We start from the raw sequence: 15,035 nt of genomic DNA on the forward strand, positions 1-15,035 counted from the left end.
AAATATTCTGATAGCATCAGAACTAATGGATTATCGGTGGACTATCCACCTTGTAGAGAAAACCCGAAAAACTAATGGCATGGATACGCATCTACGCCATTAGAATTTGTAGAGTAATCTGTATCTTTAACAGTTAAAACTGAAATTCTGCCTAGCATGACATCTGAACATATCCGCCAACGCTCCGAAATTCTCGGCACTCAAGTTATCACCCGTGACAGAGGTAAACGACTTGGGATCGTGAGCCAATTATGGGTAGACGTAGATCAGCGTGAAATTGTAGCGATCGGAATCCGCGATAATATTCTGGCGATCGCTGGAATGCCAAAATTTATGTACCTGAGTAGTGTCCGCGAAATCGGTGACGTAATTTTGGTGGATGATGATACCGTCCTCGAAGAAGACGTGGATGTAGAAGGCTACAGTACCCTGATCAATAGTGAAGTGATCACCGAAACGGGAGAACCGTTAGGACGAGTCCGAGGATTCAGATTCGATACCCGGGATGGCAAATTAGAATCCTTAATTATCGCCTCCATTGGTCTACCTCAAATTCCCGACCAAGTGATCAGCACCTACGAATTGTCCATTGAGGAAATTGTCAGTAGTGGCCCCAATCGATTAATTGTGTTTGAAGGATCAGAAGATCGCTTACAACAGTTGTCTGTGGGTTTGTTAGAACGCTTAGGCTTGGGAGAAGCCCCTTGGGAAAAAGAAGAAGAGGGAATGTATTATCCCCCAACGGTTAAACCCGCCAACCAGTTAGGAACCGGACTTCCCCAAACGCCCCCCCAACGAGCCAGTCGCGCCCCTGCTGTGGCTCAGGAAGAAACTTGGGACGAAAATGATGCTTGGGAAGAACATCCCGCCCCCGTTCAACCCTTGCGTCAGCCCCAACCGATTTATGATGAGTATGAAGAAGAAGATAATTGGGGCGATGTGGAACGGGATGAAGATGATCGCTACCGAGAACGGGAATTAGTTCCCATTGAACCTCCCCGTCAGGAACAAAAACTCTACGCCAGAGAATTAAATTACGAATACGAAAATGACGTAGATTCTGATGCTTGGAATGATGATGAAACGCCTAAACCCTATCAGCCACCCCGAATTAATATTCCAGAGAAGAAGAAAATGCCGGAATATGAGGAGTAGTTAGGGGGAGCCACGGGAGCCGAGGAAGAATTGATGAATTCCTGGCTCCTAACTGCTTCTATGCCAAATGTTAACCGAGCGTGATTCCTGGTATTTTGTATTTTAGGATACAGAATGATTGCTGGAACCAATGGGCAAAATACAGATTCACTGTCTGGATAATTTTTGGTTATAGGGAAAGAATAGTAACGTGCTCAAAAAATTAGGAATTATTGGATTAGTTGCATTCGCTCTGCTGGTCGGCCCTCTGACGGGAACCGCTTGGGCGCAAGAAGCCGCAGAAAACCCGATTAATTCTGGGGATACAGCCTTTATGTTGGTTTCTGCCGCCTTAGTGCTATTTATGACACCGGGGTTAGCGTTCTTTTATGGTGGATTAGTCCGCTCTCGTAACGTTCTCAACACGATGATGATGAGCTTCATCTTGATGGGAATCGTTGGTGTAACCTGGGTATTCTGGGGATATAGCCTTGCCTTTGATGTCTCGACTCCCGTTTCTGAAGGCTTTGGTCAAGGCATTGAACGGTTTATTGGTGGATTAGATTGGGCTTTTTTACATAACGTCGCAGCCGATGCTCCTGACCCCATTGGCTATGCAGGAACCATCCCTCACCAGTTGTTTATGGTGTATCAGATGATGTTCGCCATCATCACCCCCGCGTTAATTTGTGGGGCGATTGTTGAACGGATGACCTTTAAAGCTTATTTTTGGTTTGTCTTGCTGTGGTCTACGTTTGTTTATTCTCCCTTAGCCCATTGGGTTTGGGGTCGGGGTTGGTTACAAGCCATTGGTGCATTAGATTTTGCAGGCGGAACTGTTGTTCATATCAGTTCCGGGGTCTCGGCGGTGATTCTCGCTTGGATGATTGGCTCTCGGAAGCATTTTATGGTAATTCCCCATGTCCCCCATAATGTTCCTTTTGTCCTGTTAGGGATTGGGATGTTGTGGTTTGGCTGGTTTGGCTTTAATGCTGGCAGTGCTTTAAGTTCAGGTTCTTTAGCGACTGTTGCTTTTGTCGCCACCATGGTCTCAACATCAGCCGGAGGGTTAACTTGGGCTCTGGTGGAATGGTATTTACGCGGTAAACCCACAGCCGTTGGGATTGCCAGTGGTTTCTTAGCAGGATTAGTGGGTATTACTCCCGCCGCCGGATTTGTTACCCCCGTTGGTGCAATTTTAATTGGTTCAATCACAGCCGTTTGCTGTTTCTATGCCGTGAGTTGGCGGGTGAAATTGCAATTTGATGATTCCTTAGATACCTATTCGGTTCATGGCGTCGGTGGAACCATTGGAGCTATTTTAACCGGAGTTTTTGCAACAAAAAGCGTGAATCCTGCCGGGTTTGATGGAGTTGTGTATGGAAATCCAGGGCAATTAATTCCTCAAATTGTTGGGGTACTGGCGACTTACATTTTTGCTGCTGTTGGAACGTTTGTAATTGTCAAGATTCTCGCTTCTCTGATGGAACTGCGAGTTAAATCGATGGTTGAAGAACAAGGTTTGGATGTTGATCAACACGGTGAAGAAGCTTATGGTGAAGACTTTGCTTCTGGTTTGAGTTTTGCCACCGAAACCTTTTCGCGAAAAGAAGGTTAGAGAAATTTAAAATTCAAAATAATTAATTGATCAATCAGGTTTTTGCCCCATCAGAAGGGAGTAAAAACCTGTTTTTTTGTATTATAATAGGGAGCTAAGAGGAAAAGATTTCATGTTATTTTCGGTTCCACTCCTCACCCCCAGGTAATTTACAAAACTCATCATCAATCACATCTCGCAAACCTTCAGTGGAATAATTGTAAGTCAAAGAGATTAATCTTTTCGCTGTATTGTTCACCTCAACTTTATCGACCATTTGACGTAATTGATTCGGCTTATAAATCCCTTGTTGTACTTCCACACTCGCTTCAAAGATAGCATCTTTAAAGGCATTTTCTAAATCACCATCCCACTCATTAACTTTAATATAATAAGATGTTTTATTAGCCTTAAGATTCAATCGTTGAATTTTTAAGATAGAATCTCTAATAGAAACCGCCCAAGAATTTGTTAGACGTTGTTCGACTTGGTTTTTAATTAAATGCACTAATAACCGTACTAAAAAACTTTCAATTTTTTGTAAAATTTGTTCTTTACTCATCCATTCCCATTCATCTATGATCGCTAAAGCATCGTCATATCGACCCTCTATAATACTTTGTTTTAAATCTATTAATTCTTGACTCATAAATTAATCTCTCAATATTAAGAAGCTTGGACATTTAAACACTCACTTCAGCAATAAAAGCATCTAGGATAGCTGATTGTTCTTCTAAAACCTCTTCGCCAAACATTTCAATATGACAACGAATTGCAGAATTAACATCGACTAAAGCATCTTGATAGGTTTCTCCTTACCCAACAACAACACCTTTAATTCCTAAAGGATAAGCAATATAACCATCAGAATGTTTTTCAACAATAATTTTAATAGATTTCATAATCTCAAAGGTTTAAATCAATTAATTTTTATTTATTTATTTATTTATTAGAAACCCAGTTTCTTAAAGAAACCAGGTTTCTAGTCGGGTTTAAAACGTTCCCGCTAACGCCTCAACACACCGTTCACAAATGGTGGGATCTTCTTTTGATTCCCCAACATGAACAGAATAATTCCAACAGCGATCGCATTTTTCCCCATCCGCTTTCACAACACCAATTCCCAAACCTTCTAACTGTTGACAATACTGTAACCCGTTTAAAGGTTCGGGGTTTTCTAATAATTCAACTTGAGAACAGATGAACAAATATCGTAACTCATCAACTCCATTCTTTGCTTTTAATTCTGTTGTTTTGGGGTTCATTTGTTGCAAATGTTGACGCAAATTCTCATCCGCTACATATAACAACACTTTCGCTTCTAAAGACGCACCAATCATCTTATCTTGACGCGCCTTTTCTAAGACAACATTAACCTCACTACGAATTTGTCGTAACTGTTGCCATAACGCCCCTAATTCGGGCTTCTCCCAGTGTTTTTCTAACGTTACCCAACCCGCTTCAAATACCGATTTATGGGGCGTAGAATAGGGGAGATTTTGCCAAATATCTTCCGCCATGTGACATAATACAGGAGCGATCGCCTCCGCCAAATTTTCTAACGCCACCGCTAACACCGTTTGACAACTACGCCGACGAAACGCAGCAGGCGCACTAATATATAAGCGATCTTTGGCAATATCTAAATAGAAATTCGACAAATCTACGACACAGAAATTCTGAATCACCTGGAAAAATCGGAAGAATTGATAACTTTCAAAGGCTTCCGTTACCTCTGTAAATACTTCCGTAATTCGGTGGAGCATATATTGATCTAAATCCGGTAATTCTTCGTATTTAACGCTATCTTTACTCGGATCAAAATCATGCAAATTCCCTAATAAAAATCGGGCAGTATTTCTAATTTTTCGGTAAACATCCGCCATCTGTTTGAGGATATTTTTCCCCAGAGGAACATCAGAGGAATAATCCACCGATGACACCCACAACCGCAGAATATCAGCCCCATAAGGTGGTTCCTGTTGTTGGTTTTTACCCCCTTCAATTACAATCGCCGGATCAACTACATTTCCCAAGGATTTACTCATTTTCATCCCCTTTTCATCGAGAACAAATCCATGAGTTAATACCGTTTTATAGGGAGCGTGACCATAATTTGCTACACTGGTTAATAAACTGGATTGAAACCAGCCCCGATGTTGATCAGACCCTTCTAAATACATATCCGCCGGATAGTGTAATTCCGGGCGTTGATTCGCCACCGCAGCCCAAGAAGAACCCGAATCAAACCACACATCCATTGTGTCGGTTCCCTTGCGGTAAGTCTTGCCATTATTGCGGTATTCTTCTGGTAATAATTCTGCAACGGATAACTCCCACCACGCATCCGAACCTTTTTCAGCAATAATAGTTTGAACGTGATTAATTGTGCTTTCATTTAATAGCGGTTCGTTGGTTTCTTCCTCATAGAAAACCGGAATCGGAACCCCCCAACTGCGTTGTCGAGAAATACACCAATCACTGCGATCTGCTACCATAGAAGTAATCCGATTTTCCCCTTGGGCGGGAATCCATTGCACCTCGGAAATGGCTTTTAAAGCGGCATCTCGGAACCCTTCAACGGAAGCAAACCATTGTTCTGTGGCTCTAAAAATCGTGGGTTTTTTTGTACGCCAATCGTAGGGATATTTATGTTGATAAGGCTCTTCTTTTAACAAAGAATTAACTTCTATTAAAGCCTCAACAATTGCTCCATTTCCCTCTCCTAAAACATTCAATCCCTCAAATTTTCCTGCTTCGGAAGTAAAGTTTCCATGATCATCAACGGGGGATAAGATTGGTAAACCATATTTTTGACCCACAATATAGTCTTCTTGACCATGACCGGGGGCAGTATGAACTAATCCTGTACCGGATTCTGTGGTAATATAATCCCCCCCTAAAACAATCGGACTTTCCCGTTCAAACAAGGGATGTTTGTAGGTACAATGTTCTAAATCCTTGCCTTTAAACGTGGCTTTAATCGTTAGCGGATAACCCAACGTTGTTGATAATTGTTCCGCTAAATCTTCTGCCACAATTAAATATTTAAACTGAACAGGTTTTTCAGTTTCCCCGACTTCGACAACAGCATAATTTAACGCGGGGTTAACTGCAACAGCTAAATTACCCGGAATTGTCCAGGGAGTTGTTGTCCAAATCGCAACCCCTAATTCTGATAAAAAGGGTGTGAATAATTCCCGCAAGGGTTCAGCCACCGTTAACAGTTTAAAGGCAGCAAATAAACTGCGAGAAACGTGACCTTCAGGATATTCTAATTCCGCTTCTGCTAAGGCGGTTTTAGAACTGGGACTCCAGTGAACGGGTTTGCGTCCGCGATAAATATATCCCTCTAAAACCATCTTTCCAAATACCGCAATTTGGGCGGCTTCATATTCAGGTTTTAAGGTTAAATAGGGGTTTTCCCAGTCGCCCCAAACCCCATACCGTTTGAAACCCGCTTTTTGTTGTTCAACGGTTTGTAAGGCGAAATCTCTGGCTTTATGACGCAATGTTAACGGGGTTAATTGTTCTCTTTCCCCCGCTTTCATGTTTTGTAATACTTTCAATTCAATGGGTAAACCATGACAGTCCCACCCCGGAACATAACGAACTTTACGACCTTGTAAAATTTGATAGCGATTAATAATATCTTTAAGAATTTTATTGAGAGCATGACCAATATGTAGCGCCCCATTCGCATAAGGAGGGCCATCATGTAAAATAAATAATTCACCCGGATTATTTTCTGACAGGCGTTGATAAATTTCCTGTTCAGCCCAAAATTCTTGGATTTCCGGTTCCCGTTTCACAGCATTTGCCCGCATATCAAATTTTGTTTGGGGCAAATTGACGGTATCTTTATAAGACTTGGCTTCTGTCACAGCAGTATCCTGAGCGATTCTCAATAATTTATTCGTATTTTATCTTAACGTTAATTCGCACAAATTGTAGTAAGTCCTTCAGGACTCAACTCTTTCGCGTTCCTAATCTTAAGGGTGAGAAGACCTCACCCCTACGGTTTAATTGTATGGATTGAATTTGTTCTGAAGATAATCCCGTAATTTCTACAACTTGATCCATCGTCATTCCATTTTGCAATAAATTCAAGGCAACTTGACACAGTTGAGATTCAGCTTGTTCAGCCCGTTGACGTTGCTGTTCTGCATTTTGACGTTCTTGTTTAGCATTTTGACGTTCCTGTTCTGCGATTTCTTCTCCTAAAGGAAGTAATTCCCCGTCTAAAGTCGCCCAACGTAACCAAACTGCTTCAGTCCCTTGATAAATTCCTGACCAACGCACTAATGATAATCCTAAAGATTGACTAATAAATTGCTGATGTTCGTTCAAAATTAACGGTTGATAAATTCCTTGTTGCAGGAAGAAACCCGCCCAATCATCAGGGTTAAAGGGATCATACCAAAAATATTCAGAAACTCGTAATTGATTTTGATAAATTAATTTTTTATCGGTTTTATCGGTATTTGCCGTACTTTCTGATAACAATTCTATGACCACATCGGGGGCTTTTCCTTCTTCCCAAACCACCCAACTTTTGCGTTCTCCCTTGGGAACACCCACCACCGCAAAGAAATCAGGCCCGCGAAAATCCCGATTTTTCAATTGTTCTAAACTAAAATACACAAACATATTTCCCCCTGCATAGCCATCGGTTCGCCCGTTTAACCAAGGTTGCAGGGTCAGAATTAACAGGGTCATCTGCTGGACGTGACGTTGACTTTCCATCGGAACTCCATCGGAGTAGGGTAGTTCATCCTGAGTTGGAGGAGAAGAAAGATTTGCCGTTGTAACCATAGCAAACACAGGGGGGTTGAGTTCTGTTTCCCTATGGTAGCTTGTGATTTGGTTTGACTGGGTTGAGTTGTATTGCGTTTTGTGAAAATTCTTAAAATGATGGTGCGATCGCCTGGTAAGATCAACGGTTGATTTTTATAAACACTCAATATCTTACTGGGTCAAATTGGGAGGAACAATGGACGCAATTACAAGTTTTTTGGGCAATATCAACTTTGAGCTTATTGCACAGCTTACAATGTTGGGTTTGATTGTGGTTGCTGGCCCCGTAGTCATCGTGTTACTGGCTTTTCGCGGCGGCGATCTGTAGAGACATCAGGACTTACCAGAAACGGGGTTTCTAAACAAAAATCTGGATTTCATCATCAAAATCTGGGTCAGAAACCCGGTTTCTAACTCTATATTTTTTAGTCTTGAATATAGGGTTGTCCTGTGGTTAAAGCAATTTCAGCCTTCACAAATTCCCGTCCTAAATACAACGCATGATCTAAGCAACTAATCGGATAGGGTTGAGTTTCTTCAGTAATTTTAATTCCTAATTCTTTAGCCGTTCTTCCTTGAAAAACCGTCGTGGGTGTTCGCTTCAAACTCCCAGTACAAGGGAAAGGTTCTCCCGTTTCAGGATCAACGGCTAATCCTTTTTCATTAATAGCGTTCGTATAATGTTCGGCACAGATTAACCGAGCTTCTCGATCAATATAAATAATAAAATATCCTGACGGGTCAAGATGAATAAAACGATTAGAAAGCTGATCATCTAAAGCAGCGAGTTCTTGAGCGTTGGGAGTAGTGGTTGATTGAGCAAACACAATATTAATAATGGATTGATAAAGTTACCTGTTTACAGTTTATCTCATTGCAACAATAAATTTTCATCAACTCCCTAGAGACGGGTTTATTTAGATTATTTTTAACTCTCAAAGATTGTTACAGAACCAGCCCGGACAAGATTTTATGCAGTTTAAAGCGGTCTCTAAAACATCGCCTACATTATCTTCAATTTTCCAAGGGTTGAGTGCTTGCTATTTTTGAGAATCAAACAACCCCAACATCTGTTTTTGGGGTTGTTTTTTTGGGCAACTTAATAATGCTAATAAGTTGGATTTTAAGTAGAGTTATCAAATGTTACACTAAATATAGTGTAAAATAAGATTTTTGTCAATCCCTGTCACTAAATATGGAATTAGAGTAAAGTGGTAAGGCGTGAATTTATTATAGAAGTTGGTACAAATATTGACCATGCAATCAACATCACCGTCGATTACCATCACCCCCAACAAAGATATTAAAGTTATTAAACGGGATGGCAGTTTTGCCCCCTTAGATGTGTCTAAAATTCGAGAAGTTGTCAACTGGGCTTGTGAGGGGATGGAGGCGAACCCCATTACCTTAGAAGCGGGACTCACCACCCGTCTCCGCAATGGTGTGACCACCAGAGAAATTCAGGATAATTTAATTAATTGCGCCCTAGAATTATGCAGTCCCTCTGACCCAGACTGGCGTTATGTAGCCGGAAGACTGCATATTTGGAGTTTATGGAAAGATACCTTAGTCCGTCGTGGTTATGAATACGGCGACTATTGTAGAACGGTTCACAACAAAGTTGAACAGGGACAATATGACGTTAGGATTTTAACCTATACCGTAGAAGAACTTCAAGAAGCTGGGAGTTGGATTAATCCAGAATGGGATAAAGATTATGATTATGCTGGGGCGGTTTTGTTAAGTAAACGCTATTTGTTGTCTGAGGAATTACCCCAAGAGGCTTTATTAACCTGTGCATTACTATTAGCAATTGTTGAAACATCCGAAAATCGGTTATTTTGGGCGCGAAAATTTTATCAAGCGATCGCTCAACGCAAAATTTCATTAGCTACACCCATTTTAGCTAATTTAAGGATTCCTCATGGTTCATTAAGTAGCTGTTTTATTACAGCAATGGATGATAACTTAGAAAGCATTTTTGACACCATCAAAGATGCCGCTAGGATTTCTAAAAATGGCGGGGGTGTGGGAACCAATGTTAGTCGAGTTCGGGCGACGGGAAGTTGGGTCATGGGGAAACAAAACACCTCTGGTGGCGTTATTCCCTGGATTAAATTATTAAATGATACTGCGATCGCGGTTAACCAAGGCGGTCGTCGGGCGGGGGCAATTACGGTTAGTTTAGATATCTGGCATTTAGACGTTCCCGAATTTTTGGAAATGCAGACCGAAAATGGGGATCAACGTCGCAAAGCTTATGATATTTTTCCGCAATTAGTCATCCCGGATGAATTCATGCGTCGGGTAATTAATCGAGAAGATTGGACACTGATTGATCCCTATGAAATTAGGGAAAAATTAGGGATTGAATTAGCAGAAACTTGGGGTGAATCCTTTGAAAAAGCCTATCAACAAATAGAAGAAAATTTAGATACAGAAATTACCCTTTATAAAAAGGTAAATGCTAGGGAACTGTTCAAGTTAATGATGCGTTCTCAAGTGGAAACAGGAATGCCCTATTTATGGTTTAAAGATACCTCAAATCGAGCCAATCCGAATCAACATGAAGGGTATATTCCGGGGGGGAATTTGTGCCAAGAATCATGGAGTAATGTTAAACCCGGAGAGGAAGCACACACTTGCAACTTAGATTCCTTGAATTTGGCTAATATTGAACTAGAAGAACTCCCAGAAATCTGTGAAATTGCGGTGCGAATGTTAGACAATACCATCGAAATTACCAATGCGCCCTTTGAAGCGAGTAAACACCATAATCAAAAATATCGTACTATTGGGGTTGGAGCAATGGGATTAGCGGATTGGTTAGCCAAAAATCGATTAACCTATAATCATTTAACCGAAATTAGTCATCTATTTGAAGATATCGGTTTTTATTGTACTCAAACCTCAATGGAATTGGCACAAGAACGAGGTGCTTATCCAGCCTTTAAAGGCAGCACTTGGAGTCAAGGAAAATTAATTGGGGCGAAACCTGTAGAGTGGTTTTTACAACACGCTGGAAATAAAGAACGCTGGCAAAAATTAAGTTTAGAGATTCAACAATATGGAATTCGGAATTCTCATATTACTGCGATCGCTCCTAACACATCTTCTTCCTTAGTGCAAGGATGTACTGCGAGTATTTTACCTTGTTATAGTCGTTTTTTCTATGACAAATGGGCAAAAGGAACCGTACCCATTGCGCCACCTTTTCTGCGAGATCATTTCTGGTTTTACCCGGAAAATAAAAGCCTCAATCAACAAATTGTTGTGAAAGCAGTTGCTACTGTTCAACAATGGATTGATACCGGAATTTCAATGGAATTAATGTTTAATCTCAACGAAGGAATTTATTTCCCCGATGAACCTGATCGCACCATCAAAGCTAAAGACATTTTTGATACATTAATTTTAGCTTGGCAACAAGGGTGTAAAGCCGTTTATTATGTCAGGACTGTACAGCGTGATAGTTTCAAAGAAGCCGATGATAGCTGTGTGGCTTGTGCAAACTAATAGTTAAATTGTTAAGCTTATAGCACTATGTCATACTTGTAAGATAAAGTAATCTTGCACTACTCTATTTTACAAGTATGACCCTAGACTTCTTTTCATCATCAGCAATGGATAAAAATGGGCATAAAAAACCTTTAAAGATGCCCATAAATCCCATTTTTAACCCCAATGGAAACGATGATATTGCTCATCGTTCAATTTGGTTTGGAGAAACCACAAATTTAATGCAGTTAAACGACGTGCGTTATTCCTGGGCTGTGGGATTATACAAACAAATGCGCGAGAATTTCTGGGTACCTGAAAAATTAGATATTACTCAAGATGTCGTGGATTATGTTAATTTAACTCCCGATGAACGCTGGGCTTTTGATGGAATTCTATCCTATTTAACGTTTTTAGATTCCATTCAAACCTGCAAGTGCGATTCGTTCGGCTCAAAAGTCAGTCTCTAAGATTGATGTGGAGTCGGCAAGGTTGGAAAAACCTTGACAACTAAATGACCATGTAGGTGAAAATCCTACCCTCTAGGTGCAAGAGTGACAGCATCACCCCTACGGTAGCGACTAGCCATCAATCCGTAAAGCGGGGCGAAAAGGCAGACTATCGGGAGTCTAGCTGAATCAGCGTAACCGATAACTGTTGAGCAAAGTACCCATGAGTAGATAACGAAGATGTGTCTGAAGCGTCGTAACTTGTGAACCAGGGAAATAGGGCTGATACCCTGGAGCCAAAAGGCAAAGGCTAATGGAGGTGGCTAATTTGCAATAGACCACCCTGCACTTCCCATAAACCCGGCGTAGAGCATCACTCTAAAGGTACATAGAATGGTCATTTGGAACGAAGTAACCCCTCGTATGCTCTCGGAAAGGTCGAATATTCCGAGTAGGTGCTAACCGGATGCAGCGAGTCGGAAGGATTGAGTCAGAAGCGAAAGCTCAGGGTAATACCTGAGATATGCAGACAGACTCACGATGATTTGGAAGGTAGAGTTTCAATGAGTAGTAAATATGTCTAATACGAGTTTAAAGACTACGGTGGAATGGAATCAGGTGAACTGGCGCAAGTTGGAACGCCGAATTTATAAGCTGCAAAAGAGAATCTATCGAGCCTCAAGTCGTGGTGATGTTAAAGTCGTTCGCAGACTCCAGAAAACATTGATGAAGTCCTGGTCAGCAAAAATGCTGGCGGTCAGAAAGGTGACTCAGGATAACCAAGGTAAAAAGACAGCAGGTGTTGATGGGATTAAATCATTAACCCCTAAACAACGTCTAAATCTGGTAAAAAACCTGAAACTTGGGTCAAAAGTTAAACCAACGCGGCGGGTATGGATACCTAAACCGAATGGAGAAAAAAGACCCTTGGGAATACCAACAATATATGACCGTGCATTACAAGCCCTAGTCAAACTAGGATTAGAGCCTGAATGGGAAGCACGATTTGAACCCAATTCATACGGGTTCAGACCAGGACGCTCATGCCATGATGCAATCCAAGCAATCTTTAATGCTATTAAGCAAAAACCCAAGTTTGTGCTTGATGCAGATATCGCTCAATGCTTTGATGGCATCGACCATGAACAATTGCTCAATAAAATCAATACCTATCCCAAATTACGAAGACAAATTCGGGCTTGGCTGAAAAGCGGAGTTATGGACGGTAAGCAATTGTTCCCGACATCAAAGGGTACGCCACAGGGAGGGGTCATTTCTCCACTTCTGGCTAACATTGCCCTTCATGGGATGGAATATCAGATTAAGGAATTTGTTAAAACTTTACCCGGAAAATTATCACCCAGAGATAAAGCTAAGGCAATAAGCTTAATCCGATATGCCGATGACTTTGTGATTCTTCACGAAGACATAACCATTGTCCAACGATGTCAAGAAATAATTTCTGAATGGTTAAAAGGCATGGGATTGGAATTGAAACCTAGTAAAACCAGAATAACTCATACTCTTAACCCGTATGAGAATCAAGAACCTGGATTTGATTTTCTAGGGTTTAATGTTCGACAATACAAAGTCGGAAAACATCACTCTGGAAGAACCACAAAAGGTGGACGATTACTAGGATACAAAACCCTCATCAAACCCAGTCGGCAATCGATTAAGGAATATTATCAAAACATCAGCGAAGTGATTGACAAACATCAATCAGCACCCCAAAAGGCTTTGATTGATAACTTAAACCCGATAATCCGGGGATGGTGCAATTATTTTTCGGGTGTGGTGAGTAAAGATATCTATGCTAAAATAGATCATCTTATATTCTACAAATTGTTAAGCTGGGGTAAACATCGTCATCAGAATAAAACTGATAAATGGGTGGCGAATAGATATTGGCATTCTGAGGGAAATAGAAACTGGGTATTTGCTTGTCGTAAGGAGGATAAATTAACTCGACTACTACTCCATGCAGATACTCCTATAAAATCCCATGTCAAAGTCAAAGAAAATCTATCGCCCTATGATGGTAACTGGAAATACTGGAGTCAAAGAATGGGCAAACGCCCGGAAGTTCCTAAAAGAGTAGCAATGCTCTTGAAGAAACAAAATGGGAAATGCTCAGAATGCGGATTGTACATTAAAGAAGAAGATGTACTAGAAATCGGGACTTATCCTTCCTTTATCAAAAGGCGGAAAAGATGAGTACAAAAACCTTCAACTTCTACATCGACATTGCCACGACAAGAAAACCGTCAGAGATGACAGTTCTCAAGGTACTCATGACAAGAGCCAAATCATTGAGGAGCCGGATGAGGTGAAAGTCTCAAGTCCGGTTCTGAAGACGAGCAGTAACCGTGAGGTTATTGCTTAGTTTAACTATTCCTCATCTGAAAAGTTGTGTAACTGCCCCAGAAATTAGCCTGTGTATGGCAGAACAAACTTCTCAAGAAGCAATGCACAATCAGTCCTATCAATACATGATAGAGACGATTATTCCATCGGATCGGAGAAATTTTGTCTATGATTTTTGGAGAACAGATGAAGTTTTACGCGATCGCTGTGAATTTATTGCCGGAATTTATCAAAAATATATTGATGATTCCACGGCTGAAAACTATTTCATTGCTCTGTTAGCCGATTATATGTTAGAAGGGCTTTACTTCTACAATGGGTTAAATTAATGGCCCCCTAGCACCGCGAGATGTTAGTGAAAACTCATCAAATTGCTGGAACTCCCTAAAGCCTTTATACCAAAGCGAAATTAGAAATGATAAGCGCGGCTGTGCGAGAGCAGAAAAAAGTTAAAGGATTGATTGGAAGCCGCAAGGGATCTAATCTTTACAATGGGCAATCAGCAGCCAAGCTCCGCATAAAAGGAGAAGGTTCAACGAACAGAGGGTGAGTATCTTTAACCGACTTGACCATAAACGGATTGACTTTGATAATGGATTTATCATCTGATTTAATAGTGATCTGTATGGCAAGTTTAACAGGTGTTGTCTATCAGATTAAAAATCTTAAAAACGACAGGTTAAAGATAATGGTATGTTCTAGCCCCTACTGAAAGGATGGGTAGTAGCGTTATCTACTTCTACAATTTAGCGTCACGGATGTTAATGCCGGGATCGGCTGATATATTCAAAATGATTAACCGTGATGAACTTTCTCATGTTCGGTTATTCCAAAAGTTAATTCCTGAAGCCATGCAAGTATTTACCCACTCCGTTGACCAAATTTATGAAATGTTCAATACTGCCGTTGAACATGAGTGTAAATGGACGAATCATATTGTGGGAAATAATATCTTAGGAATCACCGAATCTAGTACCGAACAATACACCAAATATCTAGCCAATATTCGGCTACGTTCTATCGGTTTAGAACCCCTTTACACCGATAAAAAGTACAGTAAAAGTCCCTATACCCATTTAGAACGCTTCTCGGATACCAAAAAAGAAGCGCATACTAAAGCTAATTTCTTTGAAGCCAGCGTCACCAGTTATGTGATGTCTTCCGGTGTCAGTGGTTGGGACGAAATTTAACCT

The 15,035-nt window shown here is 40.9% G+C and carries 11 protein-coding genes and 1 pseudogene; 8 read left to right on the top strand and 4 right to left on the bottom strand.

Annotated features, from left to right (window positions below; translation table 11 throughout):
- The first annotated feature begins 156 nt into the window (after window positions 1-156).
- Both PL9214_RS21785 and PL9214_RS21790 read left to right on the top strand, forming a co-directional pair.
- Complete coding sequence (locus tag PL9214_RS21785) at window positions 157-1,155, top strand: PRC-barrel domain-containing protein (protein ID WP_072720859.1); 999 nt, start codon at window positions 157-159, stop codon at window positions 1,153-1,155.
- A gap of 190 nt (window positions 1,156-1,345) precedes the next feature.
- Window positions 1,346-2,752, top strand: a complete 1,407-nt coding sequence (locus PL9214_RS21790) for an ammonium transporter (protein WP_245824327.1) — start codon at window positions 1,346-1,348, stop codon at window positions 2,750-2,752.
- 115 nt (window positions 2,753-2,867) lie between these two features.
- On the opposite strand, the gene PL9214_RS21795 is transcribed toward PL9214_RS21790, so the two are convergent.
- The 3 genes from PL9214_RS21795 to PL9214_RS21810 form a co-directional block, all read right to left on the bottom strand.
- Window positions 2,868-3,380, bottom strand: coding sequence for a DUF29 family protein (locus PL9214_RS21795; protein ID WP_072720871.1), 513 nt, complete (start codon window positions 3,378-3,380; stop codon window positions 2,868-2,870).
- Window positions 3,381-3,723: 343 nt separating this feature from the next.
- A complete protein-coding gene (gene ileS / locus PL9214_RS21805) occupies window positions 3,724-6,615 on the bottom strand; it encodes an isoleucine--tRNA ligase (protein WP_072720872.1) in 2,892 nt (963 codons plus the stop codon).
- A gap of 85 nt (window positions 6,616-6,700) precedes the next feature.
- On the bottom strand, window positions 6,701-7,546 hold the full coding sequence (locus PL9214_RS21810) for a Uma2 family endonuclease (protein ID WP_072720873.1): 846 nt from the start codon (window positions 7,544-7,546) through the stop codon (window positions 6,701-6,703).
- A 178-nt stretch (window positions 7,547-7,724) separates the two neighbouring features.
- Here PL9214_RS21810 and psb30 point away from each other — a divergent pair, with 178 nt between their 5' ends.
- A complete protein-coding gene (gene psb30 / locus PL9214_RS21815; protein WP_072720874.1) occupies window positions 7,725-7,856 on the top strand; it encodes a photosystem II reaction center protein Ycf12/Psb30 in 132 nt (43 codons plus the stop codon).
- Window positions 7,857-7,953: 97 nt separating this feature from the next.
- On the opposite strand, the gene PL9214_RS21820 is transcribed toward psb30, so the two are convergent.
- A complete protein-coding gene (locus tag PL9214_RS21820; RefSeq protein WP_072720875.1) occupies window positions 7,954-8,355 on the bottom strand; it encodes a DUF4346 domain-containing protein in 402 nt (133 codons plus the stop codon).
- Between the two features lie 430 nt (window positions 8,356-8,785).
- On the opposite strand from PL9214_RS21820, the gene PL9214_RS21825 reads away from it, so the two are divergent.
- The 5 genes and pseudogenes from PL9214_RS21825 to PL9214_RS21845 all read left to right on the top strand — a co-directional run bounded on the left by PL9214_RS21825 (window position 8,786) and on the right by PL9214_RS21845 (window position 15,032).
- Complete coding sequence (locus PL9214_RS21825; RefSeq protein WP_072720876.1) at window positions 8,786-11,044, top strand: ribonucleoside-diphosphate reductase subunit alpha; 2,259 nt, start codon at window positions 8,786-8,788, stop codon at window positions 11,042-11,044.
- Window positions 11,045-11,184: 140 nt separating this feature from the next.
- Window positions 11,185-11,496, top strand: a complete 312-nt coding sequence (locus PL9214_RS21830) for a ribonucleotide-diphosphate reductase subunit beta (RefSeq protein WP_245824328.1) — start codon at window positions 11,185-11,187, stop codon at window positions 11,494-11,496.
- 555 nt (window positions 11,497-12,051) lie between these two features.
- Window positions 12,052-13,861 (top strand): annotated as a pseudogene (ltrA, locus tag PL9214_RS21835) (group II intron reverse transcriptase/maturase).
- Entirely contained in the window at window positions 13,845-14,171 is a 327-nt protein-coding gene (locus PL9214_RS21840; protein WP_245824329.1) for a ribonucleotide-diphosphate reductase subunit beta, read from the top strand. The pseudogene ltrA and the gene PL9214_RS21840 overlap by 17 nt, the downstream one beginning before the upstream one ends.
- Before the next feature lie 387 nt (window positions 14,172-14,558).
- Complete coding sequence (locus PL9214_RS21845; RefSeq protein ID WP_072720877.1) at window positions 14,559-15,032, top strand: ribonucleotide-diphosphate reductase subunit beta; 474 nt, start codon at window positions 14,559-14,561, stop codon at window positions 15,030-15,032.
- Window positions 15,033-15,035 lie beyond the last annotated feature (3 nt).

The organism is Planktothrix tepida PCC 9214, assembly GCF_900009145.1.
GTDB classification, from domain to species: Bacteria; Cyanobacteriota; Cyanobacteriia; order Cyanobacteriales; family Microcoleaceae; genus Planktothrix; species Planktothrix tepida.

What these genes read in the sequence shown, in the direction of transcription:
- PL9214_RS21845 (WP_072720877.1), top strand. Translation starts at nt 14,559, where the DNA reads ATGGGTAGTAGCGTTATCTACTTCTACAATTTAGCGTCACGGATGTTA.
- PL9214_RS21810 (WP_072720873.1), bottom strand. Translation starts at nt 7,546, where the DNA reads ATGGTTACAACGGCAAATCTTTCTTCTCCTCCAACTCAGGATGAACTA.
- PL9214_RS21785 (WP_072720859.1), top strand. Translation starts at nt 157, where the DNA reads ATGACATCTGAACATATCCGCCAACGCTCCGAAATTCTCGGCACTCAA.
- PL9214_RS21830 (WP_245824328.1), top strand. Translation starts at nt 11,185, where the DNA reads ATGCCCATAAATCCCATTTTTAACCCCAATGGAAACGATGATATTGCT.
- PL9214_RS21795 (WP_072720871.1), bottom strand. Translation starts at nt 3,380, where the DNA reads ATGAGTCAAGAATTAATAGATTTAAAACAAAGTATTATAGAGGGTCGA.
- PL9214_RS21825 (WP_072720876.1), top strand. Translation starts at nt 8,786, where the DNA reads ATGCAATCAACATCACCGTCGATTACCATCACCCCCAACAAAGATATT.
- psb30 (WP_072720874.1), top strand. Translation starts at nt 7,725, where the DNA reads ATGGACGCAATTACAAGTTTTTTGGGCAATATCAACTTTGAGCTTATT.